Genomic DNA, 15,297 nt, shown 5'->3' with positions numbered 1-15,297 from the left:
GTCCTGTGAGCCTTCGAACACGTAAAACAAGTACTTCAATAATAAAAAAGTAGCGGGTAACCGCGTGTTTCTTTCACTGCTTGAGTTTTATCCGATCACTTATCCATAGCCAGATCCTGAAATTCAAGGAGCACTCCATGAGTAACGTTCCGTCCCTTTCTACCCCCGGCCGCCTGAAGAATCTGGTGTTTGGCCTGTACTTCTTCGCGCTGTTGATGATGGCGCTGTTTCCGCCGTTTTACCTCAAGGTCAGCGGCAGCGCCGTGCTGGTGCTGGGCATTCCGCTGCCGATCTTCTACTGGATTCTGATCGCGGTGCTCATGGGGCTGGGCCTGTGGATGCTCTACGTGGTCGAGTCGCTGCTGGGTGAAATTCCACAAGAGGGGGACGGGCAATGATCAGTACGACTATGGTTTCGGATCTTTACATCACCTTCGGCCTGATCGGTGTATTTCTGGCGGGCATGATTGCAGTGCTGTACGCGACGAACCGCAAGAGCGAGAGCTTTTCCGATTACGCGGTGGGTGGTCGCTCTTACGGGCCGTGGTTCATCGCCATGTGTTACACCAACTCCTGGTGGCCGGGCGCAACGTTCACGGCGTTTTTCGCCTTGTCGGTTGGAGGTGCGCTGGGCTTTTACGGCATGGTCTACGCCACGCTGGGCGTGACCGCGATGTACCTGATGGCCAATCGTGCCTGGACCTGGGGCAAGCGCTTCAACCTGACCACCCAACCGGATTTGCTGGGCATGCGCTTCAACAGTCCCGTGGTCAAACGCATTGCTTCGATCATCGGCATCATCTCGGTATTCCCCTGGGTGGTGATGGGGATTCAGGCCCTCGCGACGCTTTTCCAGTTCGCCAGCTTCGGTCGTTGGGGCGTGACCACCTGCCTGTTGGTCGGCGTGGCGGTGATCCTGATTCGTCAGTACTGGACGGTGAGCATGGGCATGCGCGGCCTGATCATGACCGACATGTATCAGGGGCTGATCGCCTATGTGCTGTGCGCCGCGCTGTGCATCTTCCTGCTGTTCGGCGCGCAGGCCTCGTTCAGCAACCTGTCGCAGCTGCCCGCCAGCATGCTGGTAATCCCGGGCGGAGCAGGCAGTACCTATGGCCCGATGTACATGTTCAGCCTGATCTTTACCGGCGTGATCGGCTCGATGTGCTGGCCGATGAGCTTTCAACGCATCTATACCGCCAGCGGCGTGCGCTCGGTAAAGAAGGGCACGCTGCTGACCATCCTGCTGGTCGGCGGCTTCTACGGCATTCTGATGCTCTTCGCCGCAGCAATCAGCCAGGACCCGAATGTCGCGGCTCATCCGCAACACGGCTGGTTCCTGTCGCTGTTCGACATCGGTGGGCCATGGCTGCTTGGCGTGGCAATCATGATCGTACTGGCCGCCAGTATCGGCCATGTCGACGGCTGCGTGCAGGTGTGCGGTACGCAGTTTGCCAATGACCTGGCGACCTGGAGCAAGCCACGCAGTGATCGCGAGAAGACCATTCTCGCCAAGGTCGGCATGGTGGTGTTCATTGCTGCGGCCTCATTGCTGGCCTACCTGACCTTCGACTACGCCCGCCTGCAATTGCTGGCGCAGATTTCCTATCAGGGCATCATCCAGTTGGCCGTGCCGCTGTTCTTCGGCGTCTTCAGTCGTCATGGCAACAAGCAGGGCGCGATTGCCGGCATGCTGGTGGGGATCGTGATCGCCATCGTGCTGACCACCATCTACCCGGATGACATTCCGGCGTTGGGCTCGTTGACCAGTGGCATCGTCGGTCTGATTTTCAATGCGGGCATTTTTGTTGCCTGTGCCGTTGCCATCAAACCGAGTGCGGATGAAGTCAGACGCGTCGATGAGTTGTTCGCCATGGCTGCGCCAGCGCGTCGTGGCGTGGGTCCGGTTGTGGCGATGAGCTGACGCCGCCTGTGTTCTGACTGTGGCTCAGCGCGGATTGATAAAGTCGATGGAAGCCCTCAGCGGCGAGGGCAGGTAGCGGCGCCCCGGGTAGTACCGATACGGCCCGGTAAAGCGCTGCCACCAGGGTTCGAGTATCGGTTCCAGTGCGCCGCTGTCCAGGTGAGGGCGTAGCCAGTCCTCGAACAGATGGACAACGCCCAACCCGTCGATGGCGGCCTGTACAGTCAGATCGAACGCTCCGCCTATCCTGACGGTGAGAGGGCCTGTGGGGTCAACCTTGACGATATCGCCGTCCCGCTCGTATTCCCACAGCGGTATGACCCCGCTGGGGAATTTTCCTCGCAGACAGGCATGCGCGAGCAGATCTCGCGGGTGCTCGGGGCGTCCTCTGGCCTGCAGATAGGCCGGTGACGCAGCCGTTGCAAAACGCTGGAACCTCGGGCCTATGGGCACCGCGATCATGTCCTGCTCCAGGCGTTCGTCGTAGCGAATGCCGGCATCGCATCCGGCTGCAAGCATGTCGACGAAGCTTTCTTCGGTGACCACCTCCAGGCGGATGTCGGGGTAGGTCTGCAGGAACGGTGTGATGATCGAAGGCAGCACCAGCCTGGCGGCGCTGACCGGAACGTTCAGCCTCAGAGTGCCTGACGGGCGATCGCGAAAGTCATTGACCACATCCAGGGCCGACTCCACTTCGCCCAGTGCGGGCACAATACGCTCCATAAGCCTGGCGCCAGCCTCTGTCGGAGCCACGCTGCGAGTGGTGCGATTCAGCAGCCGCACCCCAAGCCGCGCTTCCATGCGGCGAATGGCGTCGCTGAGGCCGGAGGCGGATTTGCCGCTGAGCCGCGCTGCCTCGCGAAAGCCTCTGGCATTGACCACGGCGACGAAGGCCAGCAGGTCCTGAATATCGGTAGTCATTGTCGTGGCCCCGTTGCTCTGTTCAGTGTTCGCTCAGGCGTACAGGTTGTGCCGATTACGCATGATTATCAATACAGTGCTCAGTGCCTATAGTGAGGAACACACATCGAATCAAGGGGCACGAAATGAATCATGCAAACAAGGCAGGTACGTTCCTGTTGGGCAGCCATCGCGTCAATCGCATGGGCTATGGGGCGATGCAACTGGCCGGGCCTGGCGTGTTCGGTCCTGCAAAAGATCCGCAGGGCGCCATCGCGGTATTGCGTGAAGCCCTCGCCCTGGGGGTCAACCATATCGATACCGCAGACTTCTACGGCCCGCATGTCACCAATACGCTGATTCGCGAAGCGCTGCATCCTTACGCGGATGACTTGCTGATCGTCACCAAAGTCGGCGCAGTGCGTGGCGCGGATGCTTCATGGAATCCTGCATCCAGCCCGGCGCAATTGACCGCGGCGGTTCACGACAACCTGAAGAACCTCGGGCTGGAGGTGCTCGATGTGGTCAACTTCCGGGCATGGGGCGAGCAGCATTCACCCGCAGAAGCCTCGATCGAGGAACCGTTGACGGTGCTGGCCGAGTTGCAGCGCCAGGGTCTGATCCGTCATCTCGGGGTCAGTAACGTCACTGCCCGGCAAGTCAGGCAGGCGCAGGGGATTGCCGAGATTGTCTGCGTGCAGAATCACTACAACCTTTCGCATCGCCATGACGAGCCGCTGATTGCAGAACTGGGCGAGCAGGGCATTGCGTATGTCCCGTTCTTCCCGATGGGCGGATTTTCACCCCTGCAATCGGAAACCCTGAGCCGAGTAGCCGCTGGGCTGAATGCCTCGCCGTTGTGTGTTGCTCTGGCCTGGTTGCTGCGACGTGCGCCCAATATTCTGCTGATTCCGGGCACCTCATCCATCGCTCATTTGCGCGAAAACCTTGCCGCCAGTGAGCTGGTGATTGCGCCGGAATTGCTCGCCGAACTCGATAGTGTTGCTTAGAGGGATAGCTATTGAGCAACCCACCTGAATGCTTTCGGGTGGGTCTGTTTTAAAGGCTGCTGCTCAATCAGAGCCTGCCTTCCTCGCGCAACAGTGCGCCGATGCGGTCTATCTCCAGCTCGCCCTGAATCAGCGCGGCTTTGCTGGTGTGTACCGAGTAGTAGCCTGTGACCAGGTCGTGCGGGTGCTCGACTGCCGATCCCAGCACGAAGTGGGTATCACCCTTGGCGACGATGTCGATGGGGCGATCCGATTCCTCGAAAATCACCAGTTCACCCGCGCCGACCGGACTGCCTGCGTCGAGCTGTCCGGTGTTGACTGCCAGCCAGCCCACGCTATGACCTGCGGGTGGTGTGTAGCGCCAGTGCTCGCCATCCTTGAGCTGTACTGCCAGATAATTCATGCCTTCCGGTGCTGGCAGGCTGCTTTTCGCGCTGCCATAGCGTCCCAGCAGCACGTTTGCCGGGCCTTGTTGCGCAACCTGCGCTGCCGACAGGTACACACTTTGTGCCGGGCCATTTTCCTGCGCGGCGGGCAGTGCGACCCATAGCTGAAAGCCCCTCACAGCCGAACCGTTTACTGGCTGGGCGTCATGCCAGACGCCATTGCCGGCGCTCATCCATTCCACACCGCCGCTGAGCAGTACTCCGGATTTGCCGGTGGTGTCTTCATAGGTGAGTTCGCCTTCGATCATGTAGGTCAGCGTCGCGATACCCGAATGCGGGTGCATGCCGAATCCCGTTTTCCCCGGCTCGGACGTGAAGCCGATTCGATCCAGAAATACGAAAGGCTTCAACAATTGACCCAGATCGCCCGGGCTCACCAGTCGGGTGATCGGCCCGCGGGTTCTGCCGGTAGTGCGATGGACGATGGCGCGTGGCCGAATGCTGACGATGCTGTTCATGGCGTTCTCCTCTGGGCCTTGATGCCTGAGCGCAAAGAATAAGCGTCAATGGATTGCTTGATTAGCCGGTATAGTTGGCTTGGACTGATCCATAAATACGAGGAATCCGGGCGTGGCGTTCGATCTCAACGATGTTGCCCTGTTCGTGCAAGTGGTACGCAGCGGCAGTTTTGCCCAGGCAGCACGGCAGTTGGGCATGCCGTCCAATACGATCAGCCGCAGGGTTCAGCAACTGGAAATGCAGCTGGACACGCGCCTGTTGCAGCGATCGACGCGCAAGCTGGTGCTCACTCAGGCTGGAGAGGATTTCTACGGCCGCTGCGTCGGTGCGGTCGACGGAGTGATGGAGGCCGCAGAACAGCTTGCTTCAGGGCGTGATGAGCCGGGTGGTCTGGTACGTATCGCAGCGATGGCTGATTTCTTCGACTTTTTCTCGATGGACTGGGTGGCCGGTTTTCTTGCCCGCTACCCGCGCGTTCAACTGGAGTTCGTGCTCAGTGATGATCACGCCGACCTGATCGCTGACCGGCTGGACATCGCCTTTCGCGGCGGCACCTTGCAGGACTCGGGATACGTAGGGCGGCAACTGATCGATGAAGGCCATGACACGATGGTCGCCAGTCCGGCTTATATTGCCGCTTACGGCATGCCTGATTCCCTGCAGAGCCTGCACAGCCATTATTGTGTCAGTGCAGCGCATCGCGGTGGCGTCACAGCATGGCGGTTTCTCGGGCCGGACGCGAAGATGCATGAGGTGCGCATTGCCAGCCGGTTCAATGCCAACACCGCGCAGGCGTTGCGCAAGGCGACCCTTGCCGGGCTCGGTATCGCGTTGTTGCCTGCGACGCTGATCCGTTCGGATCTGCGGGATGGCCGGCTGGTGCCGGTACTGGCGCAGTACCAGCGCACCAGCCATGGTCTGCATGTGCTTTATCCCAGCCGACAGCATCTGCCGCCGGCGGTGTCGGCATTCATTGCGTTGGTGATGGACAAACTCAGGGACAAGGCGTTTCCGGCGCGCTGAACAGCCTTGGCGGCACGCGATACTTGCGCGTTACTTGATTCGTGACGTCATGTAGATCAGCCGAACGGTGGCGACGGTGATCGCTTCGGCGTCGTTCTTGATGTTTTCCAGCTGATTGCTGTCCACATTGCCAACGCCTGCGTTCGATTCGATCAGGCGGGTGAACAGGTAAAGGTTCTGGGTCACGTCGTGCAGGTTGCCGTGCAAGCGTTCGACGACGCGGTTGAGCGGGGCGCTGCTCTGACTGTCCGCCGTTATCACAGCGGGGACGTTACGCGTAGCGCTGAGGCCGGTCACCACATAGGCAACGTCAACTCCGGCATTCGAAATGCTGGACAGATAATCTGCACGGGGAGAGCGGACGCCATTTTCGTAGTTGCCCTGGGCATTGGTTTCCACGCCACCTATCGCGCCCAGTGCACTTTGCGAAAGCTTGAGGCGCAAACGTTCCTTTCTAAGTCGTGGTCCGATCCCTGTCATCCGTTTGTCCTCGATAAACTGTGCACCGCTACAGTCAGGGTTAACAAGCGTTTCTGGCGTCGACTGATCAGACATCCCTGCTAGGACGAGGAATTGCGTGTTCGGTCCAATCAGGTACTAACGTACCAGACAGATGGCAGAGTGTACGTAGGAATCCGGAAGGGTGATACATTTTTGTACCGAATTGAACGCTTTGAGCAGCGGCGTCCATGCGGCTGGCACAAGGGTTTCAGGCTGAAGGGGACGAAATCGGGAGGTCTTTTGCGTAGACCTCCCGTAAGGTTTACAGGCAGCGCGAGGAGGGCTGTGCTGTCCAGTTCGTGGCCGTTGCAGCGATCTTGTCTGCCAGCCGGGCAACTGCTTTCTGGTGGGCAATGATGAGATTTTCCATGCCTTCACCTGCCTGCTCGCGGATCACACTGCTGCAGGTCAGGCTCCGCCGTTTACTGCCCGCGGTGGCGCCAGCATCGCGAAGCCCGAGTGTCCACACCACATCAATGAGGGCGTAGTTGCCGGGCATCGACTCGAAACGCCGCACGTCGGTGCGGATCGACAGCGTCGGCTGATCACTGTTTTTCGGCAAACCGGCCATGTCGCGGCTGCCGAAGCGGTGCTCCAGCTGCGGGGTCAGCGCATCGTGAAACTCGTCGCCCAGCGGTGATCCCCAGCGTTCGGTGTCCAGAATGGCCAGGCTGCCGTTACCCTGACGAACCACCAGCGGCGGCTGGTCGACCTGCACCGGCATGATCACCGGCAGCATCTCGAACTGGAACGGCATGGGTTTGCTGGCGGCCGTGCTCGTCGCGCTCATCGGCGCGATCAGCGTGTAGTAGTGGGTCTGGGTCGATGTGCAGGCACCCAGGCCCACTGCTGCGGCAAGTACCATCAGTTTCAGGCGCAAGGTCATTGTTTTGGCTCCGGATCAATGGCTCGGGACGAGGACGGGGCGTTGAACGAACGTGGCGCTGCGTCGCCCGTGCGGCCACGAATCAGCGATTCCGGATGGCGGCTGAGGAAGTCGGTGAGGACCCGCACCGAACGCGCGGTACGTTGCACTTCATCCATGGCCTGGCCCAGTTGCTGACGCGCGGGTGAATCTTCGGCAAACGAGTCGTTGGCAGTCCCCAGGGTTTTCTCGGCCTGCTGCAAGGTGCCACGCATCTGCGGCAACACGCTGCTGTTGACCTGCTTGAGGGTTTTCTGCAATTCGCTGAGGGTGCCGTTGAGGTTGCCTGCCAGCTGGTCGATCGGCAAGTTGCTGAGTTTCTCGACGAATGCCTGCAGTTGCTCCTGCAGCTTGTCGAAGCTGCCCGGCACGGTCGGAATCTCCAGCGGTCGGGCCTTGGCGTTGAACGCGACCTTTGGCGCCTTTGGATCGAACTCCATGGCGATGTACAGCTGGCCGGTCAGCAGGTTGCCGTTACGCACCTGAGCGCGAAGACCATTGGCCACGAAGGCACCCAATACCCGGGCAGACTGTTCTTCTTCATCACCCGAACCGCCGAGTTCCTTGAGCTTGGACTCGGCCGCCCCCAGGCGCTTGGGATAGATCACTGCGCCAACGATGCCGGGGAAGGTCTTGGTGGCCGGATCGTAATCCAGATCGACCGATACCACCTTGCCGATATTGACCCCGAGGAAGTCCACCGCCGCGTTAACCGTCAGACCGCGAAGCGATTGATTGAAGCGCATGCGGATGTAGCGTGGCTCGCCGTCGGGAGGTGCCATCGCCGTGGTCTGGTCATCGAATATCTTGAATTCTGCGTTCTCGTCCGCCGGCTTCGAGTCCGGGCTCCAGTTCGGCTCACGAAACGCGATCCCGCCGGAAATGATCGAGGTCAGCGACTGCGTATTGACCTTGACCCCTGACGCGCCGACGGTGATGTCGACACCGCTGGCGTTCCAGAAGCGTGTGTCAGTGGTGATGTACTGATCGTTCGGTGCGTTGATGAAAATCTGAATGTCGACGCCGCGGCCGTCCTTGGACAGATCGTAGGCCACGACTTGACCGACCTGAATGCGTCGGAAGTAGATCGGAGAGCCGATGTCCAGCGAGCCCAGGTCGTCGGTGTGCAGGGTGAAGCGCTTGCCTTTTTCGCCGAAGGTCACCGGCGGCGGCGTTTCCAGGCCGGTGAAGCTGCTCTTGGTTTCCTCGGCGCTGCCTGCGTCGGCGCCGATGAAGGCTCCCGAAAGCAGCGTGTCTACACCCGAAACCCCATGTGCGCCGATGCGTGGGCGCACCACCCAGAACTGGCTGTCGACCCGTGTGAACGGAGCAGCGCTGGTGTTCAGCTCGATGTTGGCCAGCACATGCGTGCGGTCTTCACTGAGGCTGATATCCGTGACCATGCCGATGACCACGTTCTTGTATTTGACCTGAGTCTTGTTGGCTTCCAGACCTTCGGCTGTCAGAAAGCTGACAGTGATTCTGGGACCGATGTTCATCCAGTCATGCAAGGCCATGGATATGCCAATGATCGCGGCAACGATGGGCACCAGCCAGATCAGCGAGACACGCAGGCGACGACGTTTGACTTCAGGGCGTGGCACTGAAGCTGGCGGGGGGAGGGTACTGTCAGACATCTTCAACCTCTGCGTCCCAGATAAGCCGGGGATCGAAACTCATGGCGGCGAACATCGTCATCACCACTACCAAGCCAAAAAACAGAATACCGATTCGCGGCTCGATAGTGCTGAGCTCGCGAAACTGAACAAGAGACGCCACAAGGGCTACAACCAGCACATCGAGCATCGACCAGTAGCCGATCAGTTCAATGAAGCGATACAGGCGCGCGCGCTCGCGCATCGCCCAGGTGCTGCGACGCTGGCAGGTGATCAACAGCATGCCCAGCACCAGAAACTTGATGCATGGCACCAGAACACTGGCGACGAAAATCAGGATGGCGATGTCCCACGAGCCGCTTTCGAAAAACTCGATGACGCCGCTCATGATGGTGCTTTCGCTGCGGTTGCCCAGCAGGTTGGTGTACATCACCGGCAGCACGTTGGCCGGGATATAGAAAATCAGGGCGGCAATCAGATAGGCCCAGGTACGGCTGATGCTGTTGGGTTTGCGTTTGTGCACCGGCGAATCACAGCGCGGACAGCGCGTAGCGTCCTCCTGGCAGGCATAACCGCAGGTGTGGCACAGGCACAGCTTGTGTTCGTGGGCGAAAGGGATGCCGTTCATTGCGGCTGCACTCCCAGTTCGTCCCACAACCGGCGGATATCCTTGTTGGCGATCAGCAGGATCAGCACCATGAGCATTGCCATGGCCCAGAGCCCGACGCCGGGGTGTACGTCGAGCATCCCGGACAGTTTGATGATCGCCACCAGAATGCCAAGCATGCACACTTCGAGCATGCTCCATGGGCGCAAGTGCTCCAGCGCGCGCATGCAGGTTCTGAAGCCGGGCGCCACGATGCCCTTGTGTGCATGTACCAGCACCCAGAACAGCAGGACGATTTGCAGCAGCGGCGCAAAAATGATCGACAGCCCGGCCACCAGCGCAATGATCGTGATTCGTCCTTGAGCAAGGGCTTCAACTGATTGCCAGAGCGTCACTTCGTTGGAGAGGCCCTTCATATTGATGCTGATGACCGGGAACAGATTGGCGAATACGAACAGCATCGCTGCAGCGATGGTCAATGCCAGTAGCTGTTCTATGGTCACCCGATGGCCGCGACCGAGCAGTGCTTCGCAGCGAAGGCAGAATGCCGCCTCGCCGGGCTGCAGAGGATGGGCTTCGTAGAGCGAGTCGCAGTGCTCGCAGATGATCAGGCCGGAAGAGTGTTCGATAGAATGCACAGTGCTCATCGACGCCATTGATGCGGAGGTAAGGAGGTAAGAACGCGCAGCACGAAAAGATACCTCGTTAATGGCAGTGTGAAGCGTTTTTTTTGTACGGTCAGCGCTAGCGGACTGGTACAAAGCATTGACCGCCAGGGTGTCGGGTGGTTCACATGTCACTGCGCCATTATTCCATGCGCGGAGAATGGTGGCGAACGCGGCAGCAGCGATGCCCTCCATCTGTCGACGAAAGGGCATCGTTGCGGCCAGAGTCCTTTGGCAAAGGCCTGTCTCAGAGCTTGCCGGGTTTGACGCGTTGCTTGAGAAAGCCGAGCAACTGACGGGCAGACGCAGGCACGTTGTGTTCGTCGAACGTCAGGCAGATTGCCTTGGCGTCATCCTCGATGGTGATTTCGTACTGATTCAGGTCCCGCGCTTCATCGTTGAAGGCACTGCTGGACTGATTCAGGCCGCTGTCGCTCACCAGCCTCTGCAATTGCTCGGCTTCGGGCTGCTCAAGGGTGGCTGTATCGACTTCACAGCGTTTGACTGCACCTGCAAAACCGCCGGATTGCACTAGACAGACCTTCATTTCAAGCACCTTTTGGTGTTTATGCTTTGGCTATACCTTGAGACCGACCTCTTTCCAGGCCGCCTGCACGGCTTTCTTGGCTTTGGGGCCAAAACGTGGGTCCGAGGCTACTTTTATGCTGGCCTTGGCACAATCGATGAATTGACTGTCCGAGGCCAGCTCCAGCATCGTTTCATACCAGATTCTGCCCGCCACTTCCCAGGCATTTCCGCCCAGCGCCTTGGCCACCAGCACGAATGCCCGGTTCGGAATGCCGGAGTTGATGTGCACGCCGCCGCGATCCTTGGCACCGGTATACAGGTCGGCCATCGTCGCCGGTTGCGGATCATCACCCAGATCCGGATCGTTGGAATACGCGGTGCCGGGTTTTTCCATATCGCGAATGCCTCGTCGCGTCGGCGCGGGCACCAGTAACTCCTTGCCCACCACCCAGTCCGACTCGGCTGCGCTGGTGCCTTGTTTCCACTGGCGCACCAGCATGCCGAATACATCGGCAAAGTGCTCGTTCAAGGCCCCGGATTGCCCGCGGTAGTCCAGGTTCGAGGTGAAGCTCTGCACGCCGTGGGTGAGTTCATGACCAATCACCTCAAGGCTCCCGGTAAAGCGCTTGAAGACCAGGTCATCACCATCGCCGTAAGCCATCTGACTGCCATTCCAATAGGCATTGCTCAGCGGCACATGCTCGCCGTTGAAATCCACTTCGGCGACGTGCACGGTCGAGACCAGCGACATGCCACTGTCGTCCAGCGAGTTGCGTTCGAACAGTTGCGCATAGAAGTCATAGACGTCGCCTGAGCCATCGTAGGCTTCATCGGTTGCCTTGTCGCCCGTCGCTGCCTGGCCTTCCTTGCGCACCACCGCGCCGGGGAGATCGTCAGTGCCCTTGGCATCATGAATAACACGGTGCTTTCGTCCGTCTGGCGATTTGATCGCGTGCATGGATGGCATGGTGCGCGCAGAGAGACGGGAAGCGAGGAATGCCGAGCTGCTCGTCAGGTTGGCAATGGCCCGGGCGCTGACCAGATTCTTGGGGGACTGCGCCATACGCTCGAGCATGTAAGGCGGAATGAAGCAATGCAGCGGATTTCGGTCGTCGCACATGATGAACTCCTGTACTAATGCATCGATGGCGGCAAGCCATCGATCAACATGGTCGCAGTCGTTTGACACCCTCGTGTCGCGTTTATATGCAACGAAATATCTGATTACATGATCGGCGATGGTGGCCGAAACTGACTGATGGGGCGATAGCCCCGTATTGCGGGTACTTCACGTCATTCCAGTGGCCATGCGACACCTCGACACAGGCGATCAACGGGCCGCGCGGCAATGTTAGACTCGCGCCACTTCAGACGAGGAGCAGACCTACGTGCGCAAGACGGTAATGATGATAGCGGTACTGGCTCTGGCCGGATGCGATGGAGGCGGGCCCGCCAGGGATAAAGTCCAGGGGACGGCAGTGACTGCTCCGGTCGCTACGCCGCAGTGGTTCATTCAGATGAACTCGCGGGAGGCGGTCAGCGATTCCAGCGCCTGGTTGCTCGAGCGCAGTTATGCCCCGATCATCGTGGACGTGGACGGGAAACAGCAGGTATTGATAGGGCCTTATGAAAGCCAGGCCAAGGCCGAGGAAGAGCGCGTGACGTTACAGGCGAAGGTGACCAAGTCGCACCGTTTTGCCGAGCCGTCGGTGGTACAGCACACCCGCTAAGGGCGTTCGCCAGGTTTACATTTGCTTCATCACACTTCACTGCATCAGCACCACGGGCCAGCAACCTGGCCCGCGATGCCGTTCATCAGTCGATCAACGACGACCCAGCAGCAGGCCAACTACCAGGCCAAAGCCCGCAGAAATAGCCACGGTCTGCCATGGATGACCACCGATGTAGGTTTCGGTCGCTTCGACAACCGGCTTGGTGCGGTCGCGAACGCTGGCCATCGAATCCAGTGCCTGCTTGAGTTTGACGCTCAACTGCGCACGCAATGTCTCTGCTTCTTCGCCCACCAGTGCAGCACTTTCCTTGAGCAGTTTGTCGGATTCTTCGATCAGTGCCTGCAGGTCACTGAATGCCTGATCCTTGATTTGATCGGCAGCTTGTTGAGCAGGGGTCTTACGAGCCATGGGTGTATTCCTTTCAAGTGGTGGCAACAGTGTTCAATGGAGTCTCGCGCATCCTGAAAAGTTGCAATTGCTTGAATCACCCGACGCAAGACTCTGCAAGCAATGCCCCTTACAGGTGTAAGATGCAGCCGTTTTTAGCCGTAGGTGACTGTGATGAGTTTCAATCTGGCCAATCGGCCGCTCCCTGAGCGTACCGCTCTCGAAGACGAAAAATCCCGTCTGTTCGAACTGTGGCAGAGCAATCTGGGCAAGGCCAAGGGCGAGGCAGCACGCCTGATGGGCGAGCGCGCCAAGCGCAAGGGCAAGTGGTCTGAGTGGGTTCGTTCCGAGCTGGATACCATGAGTCCGCCGGAATACGCCAACATGGTCCGCAGTGAAGTGAATCGTCTGATGGCGGCGAGCAGGTAGCAGCACATCTGACAGCGACCCGACACTCCAGCGCTGATCGCTCTTGACGCTTCGGCGTGAGGGTGTCTTGCCTTTCTGACCCGTCAGGCCCTTTGAGAACGTTGATGGCCCAAGCCAGTGCAAGATTTACCCAAGGCAGCGTAGCGCGTCATATCGTCGTCACCGCCAGTGCCAGCGCCTTGAGCCTGTTCGCCGTCTTTCTGGTCGACATTCTCACGCTGGTCTACGTATCGATGCTGCATGACCCCGTGCTTCTGGCGGCTGTCGGCATTGCCAAGGTCCTGATGTTTTTCAACGGCGCGCTGGCAACCGGCCTGATCATCGCCGGAGCCTCGGTACTTTCCGCGCGCATCGGCCATCGGGCGGCCAGATCGATACCCAGGCTCACCGGCAGCCTGATGCTCATGGTGATCACGGTCAGCGGTCTGGCAGCCGCCGCGCAGTTGACCTTCATCGTGCCAATCATGCGATGGCTGGGTGCCGAGGCGGCCACTTACGAGGCTGCGCGCAGTTTTATCTGGCTGACCCTGCCTTTTACCGCGTTGCAGGCGGTGATGCAGATGTCGGCGCAGATGCTCAGAACCATTGGTGACAACCGCCGGGCGATGGGCGTCGTGCTGTCCGCTGCCGCCACGCTGGCAGTGGCGGACCCGTTTTTCATCTTCGGGCTCGGCCTGGGGCTCGACGGTGCGGGGATCGCGTTTGCCGTATCCGCAGCAGTTTCCGCGTCCATCGGGCTGTATTGGGTGCGCAGCCGAATAGGCATGGTGTTCACCCGCCATCTGAAACTGTTACGTCTGCATGCGCGGCATACCTTCAGGCTGGCGCTCCCGGCGATGGCGGCAAATCTGGCGACGCCGGTCGGTTTGGCTTATCTTGTCGCCTCGCTATCGGCATTTGGCACTTCCGCTCTGGCCGCGATGACGGTGCTGGATCGGGTCATACAGTTTTCGTACTGCGCTTTTTTTGCCCTGCCTGGCGCGCTTGCCCCGGTGCTGGGTCAGAACATTGGTGCGAGCCGCGATGATCGCGTGCGTTCTGCGGTCATTTTTACCCGGCGGCTGGTGGTCTGCTATGGGCTGGCGGTGTGGCTGGTGCTGCTGCTTTGTGGTGGCATGATTGCCGACCTCTACCAATTGGGGGACGAAGCCCGTGCCGTGTTCATGGCCTTTTGTTTGTGGGGCGGCGGTCTCTGGGTTCTGATTGGTCTGGATTTCGTCGCCATCGCGGTATTCCTGACCATGAACAGGTCGTGGTGGGTCGCGGTGTTTGCCTGGCTCAGGGCAACGGCGGGTACAGTGCCGTTCGTCTTCGCCGGGACCCACTGGTTCGGCAGCAGCGGTGCCTTGCCCGGCATGTTTACCGGCAATGCGCTTATCGCGCTGATCTCCATCACCACGGCGTCGCTGACGGCGAAACGGTTTTTTACCAGCAGGGCCCCGGTCATGAGCATCGGGGCACATTGAATCAAGGCGTTATCAGGTTTTTATGGTCATCGAAGAATCAGGGAATGAATCCGCAGAAACGGCCCCACCCAAGCGTCGTCGCGCGCCCAAGGGAGACATGCGCAGAAAGGCCTTGCTGGACGCCGCGACCGTTGTTTTTGCCAGAGACGGCTATTCGAGCGCGTCGATGCGCGAGGTCGCACTGCTTGCCGGTATCACCACGGTGGGGTTGCTGCACCATTTCCCCAACAAGGAAGCACTGCTCGCCGCCTTGCTGGAACGCAGGGACCAGCGGGTCACCTCGCGCTTTCAGGATCTGGTCACCGAGCCGACGCTTGAAGGGTTTCTGAAGTTTCTCAAGCTGAGCATGAGTTTCAGTATCGAGAATGCCGAGGAGTGTCAGGCCGCACTGCTGATGAATACCGAGAGCCTGTCGAAGGCGCACCCGGCCTGGGCCTGGCACCTTGAGCGATTCCAGCTGACCCACGAACACGCACGCGGGCATTTGCAGGCGTTGATAGAGGCGGGGGAGGTGCGCGGCGATATCAATGTCAAAGCCCTGGCCCAGGAGATCTTCTCGGTCATGGACGGCTTGCAGATTCAGTGGCTGCGAAGCCCTCAGGACGTGGATGTCATGGCGGTTTTCGATATCTACGTGCAGCGATTGGGAAGGGATATCAAGGCTCATCCATGAGCCTT

General features: G+C 59.5%; 18 protein-coding genes. 8 read left to right on the top strand and 10 right to left on the bottom strand.

The window, feature by feature from the left end; translation table 11 throughout:
* Positions 1-137: 137 nt before the first annotated feature.
* Positions 138-398 carry a hypothetical protein gene (locus P406_RS03260; RefSeq protein WP_003315392.1) on the top strand — a complete coding sequence of 87 codons (261 nt, stop codon included), beginning with the start codon at positions 138-140 and terminating at the stop codon, positions 396-398.
* Entirely contained in the window at positions 395-1,924 is a 1,530-nt protein-coding gene (locus P406_RS03255; protein WP_032698716.1) for a sodium:solute symporter family protein, read from the top strand. Before P406_RS03260 ends, P406_RS03255 begins: the two co-directional genes overlap by 4 nt.
* Positions 1,925-1,948: 24 nt before the next feature.
* On the opposite strand, the gene P406_RS03250 is transcribed toward P406_RS03255, so the two are convergent.
* Positions 1,949-2,845 carry a LysR family transcriptional regulator gene (locus tag P406_RS03250; RefSeq protein WP_046235319.1) on the bottom strand — a complete coding sequence of 299 codons (897 nt, stop codon included), beginning with the start codon at positions 2,843-2,845 and terminating at the stop codon, positions 1,949-1,951.
* A gap of 125 nt (positions 2,846-2,970) precedes the next feature.
* Between P406_RS03250 and P406_RS03245 the strand changes: the two genes are divergently transcribed.
* Positions 2,971-3,834, top strand: a complete 864-nt coding sequence (locus P406_RS03245; RefSeq protein ID WP_003422982.1) for an aldo/keto reductase family oxidoreductase — start codon at positions 2,971-2,973, stop codon at positions 3,832-3,834.
* Positions 3,835-3,901: 67 nt separating this feature from the next.
* Here the strand turns inward: P406_RS03245 and P406_RS03240 are convergent, their stop codons facing one another.
* Positions 3,902-4,738, bottom strand: a complete 837-nt coding sequence (locus P406_RS03240) for a pirin family protein (RefSeq protein WP_046235318.1) — start codon at positions 4,736-4,738, stop codon at positions 3,902-3,904.
* A 112-nt stretch (positions 4,739-4,850) separates the two neighbouring features.
* Here P406_RS03240 and P406_RS03235 point away from each other — a divergent pair, with 112 nt between their 5' ends.
* On the top strand, positions 4,851-5,762 hold the full coding sequence (locus P406_RS03235) for a LysR family transcriptional regulator (RefSeq protein WP_046235317.1): 912 nt from the start codon (positions 4,851-4,853) through the stop codon (positions 5,760-5,762).
* Positions 5,763-5,792: 30 nt separating this feature from the next.
* On the opposite strand, the gene P406_RS03230 is transcribed toward P406_RS03235, so the two are convergent.
* The 7 genes from P406_RS03230 to P406_RS03200 all read right to left on the bottom strand — a co-directional run bounded on the left by P406_RS03230 (position 5,793) and on the right by P406_RS03200 (position 11,724).
* Positions 5,793-6,242, bottom strand: coding sequence for a helix-turn-helix domain-containing protein (locus P406_RS03230; RefSeq protein WP_046235316.1), 450 nt, complete (start codon positions 6,240-6,242; stop codon positions 5,793-5,795).
* Between the two features lie 283 nt (positions 6,243-6,525).
* A complete protein-coding gene (locus P406_RS03225) occupies positions 6,526-7,149 on the bottom strand; it encodes a PqiC family protein (RefSeq protein WP_046235315.1) in 624 nt (207 codons plus the stop codon).
* A complete protein-coding gene (locus tag P406_RS03220; protein WP_032702949.1) occupies positions 7,146-8,825 on the bottom strand; it encodes a PqiB family protein in 1,680 nt (559 codons plus the stop codon). The genes P406_RS03225 and P406_RS03220 overlap by 4 nt, the downstream gene beginning before the upstream one ends.
* Positions 8,818-9,432 (bottom strand): paraquat-inducible protein A, encoded by a 615-nt coding sequence (locus P406_RS03215; protein ID WP_003315385.1) that lies wholly within the window; start codon positions 9,430-9,432, stop codon positions 8,818-8,820. The genes P406_RS03220 and P406_RS03215 overlap by 8 nt, the downstream gene beginning before the upstream one ends.
* Positions 9,429-10,058, bottom strand: a complete 630-nt coding sequence (locus P406_RS03210) for a paraquat-inducible protein A (protein ID WP_003411359.1) — start codon at positions 10,056-10,058, stop codon at positions 9,429-9,431. The genes P406_RS03215 and P406_RS03210 overlap by 4 nt, the downstream gene beginning before the upstream one ends.
* 265 nt (positions 10,059-10,323) lie before the next feature.
* Positions 10,324-10,623: a protealysin inhibitor emfourin gene (locus P406_RS03205; RefSeq protein ID WP_003342005.1), complete on the bottom strand. Its 300-nt coding sequence runs from the start codon at positions 10,621-10,623 to the stop codon at positions 10,324-10,326.
* A 30-nt stretch (positions 10,624-10,653) separates the two neighbouring features.
* On the bottom strand, positions 10,654-11,724 hold the full coding sequence (locus P406_RS03200) for a M4 family metallopeptidase (RefSeq protein WP_003417388.1): 1,071 nt from the start codon (positions 11,722-11,724) through the stop codon (positions 10,654-10,656).
* A 268-nt stretch (positions 11,725-11,992) separates the two neighbouring features.
* Here P406_RS03200 and P406_RS03195 point away from each other — a divergent pair, with 268 nt between their 5' ends.
* Entirely contained in the window at positions 11,993-12,334 is a 342-nt protein-coding gene (locus P406_RS03195; RefSeq protein ID WP_046235314.1) for a hypothetical protein, read from the top strand.
* Between the two features lie 93 nt (positions 12,335-12,427).
* Here P406_RS03195 and P406_RS03190 read toward each other — a convergent pair whose 3' ends face one another.
* Complete coding sequence (locus tag P406_RS03190) at positions 12,428-12,745, bottom strand: ElaB/YgaM/YqjD family protein (protein WP_003400563.1); 318 nt, start codon at positions 12,743-12,745, stop codon at positions 12,428-12,430.
* A 153-nt stretch (positions 12,746-12,898) separates the two neighbouring features.
* Here P406_RS03190 and P406_RS03185 point away from each other — a divergent pair, with 153 nt between their 5' ends.
* The 3 genes from P406_RS03185 (at position 12,899) to P406_RS03175 (ending at position 15,292) form a co-directional block, all read left to right on the top strand.
* On the top strand, positions 12,899-13,153 hold the full coding sequence (locus P406_RS03185; RefSeq protein WP_003315380.1) for a hypothetical protein: 255 nt from the start codon (positions 12,899-12,901) through the stop codon (positions 13,151-13,153).
* A 104-nt stretch (positions 13,154-13,257) separates the two neighbouring features.
* Positions 13,258-14,619, top strand: a complete 1,362-nt coding sequence (locus P406_RS03180) for an MATE family efflux transporter (protein ID WP_003411353.1) — start codon at positions 13,258-13,260, stop codon at positions 14,617-14,619.
* Between the two features lie 22 nt (positions 14,620-14,641).
* Complete coding sequence (locus P406_RS03175; protein ID WP_003411350.1) at positions 14,642-15,292, top strand: TetR/AcrR family transcriptional regulator; 651 nt, start codon at positions 14,642-14,644, stop codon at positions 15,290-15,292.
* The last annotated feature ends 5 nt before the right edge of the window (positions 15,293-15,297 follow it).

The sequence above is a fragment of the Pseudomonas syringae pv. coryli str. NCPPB 4273 genome, from assembly GCF_000972175.1.
GTDB lineage: Bacteria > Pseudomonadota > Gammaproteobacteria > Pseudomonadales > Pseudomonadaceae > Aquipseudomonas > Aquipseudomonas syringae.
Note: the sequence above shows the minus strand (reverse complement) of the source record. Positions and strands in the feature narration are given on the sequence as shown.